We start from the raw sequence: 213 nt of genomic DNA, 5'->3' as shown, positions 1-213 counted from the left end.
CGATGGCGATCGACAACGCAAGCACGCTGCCTAAGCAATTGCGCGACCCGCTGCCCGCGTATTCGCAGCACGCGGCCGGCGATATCGCATGCCGCACGCTGCTGATCGACGGCCAGCGCAGCCCGAAAATGTTCCGCAACAACGTCGATACGCTGTCGCAGTGGATCGGGAATGCGCAACGGCAGACGGTTGCCGGCGCATCGCACGGGATGA

At 64.3% G+C, this 213-nt stretch carries 1 pseudogene; it reads left to right on the top strand.

Annotated features, from left to right (window positions below):
• Positions 1–213 (top strand): annotated as a pseudogene (locus tag CWE01_RS33210) (hypothetical protein); the annotation flags it as partial.

Source organism: Pseudomonas sp. QS1027 (assembly GCF_002814235.1).
In the GTDB taxonomy this organism is placed as follows: Bacteria; Pseudomonadota; Gammaproteobacteria; order Pseudomonadales; family Pseudomonadaceae; genus Aquipseudomonas.
The sequence above is the reverse complement of the archived record's forward strand: the minus strand, read 5'-3'. Positions and strand labels throughout refer to the sequence as shown.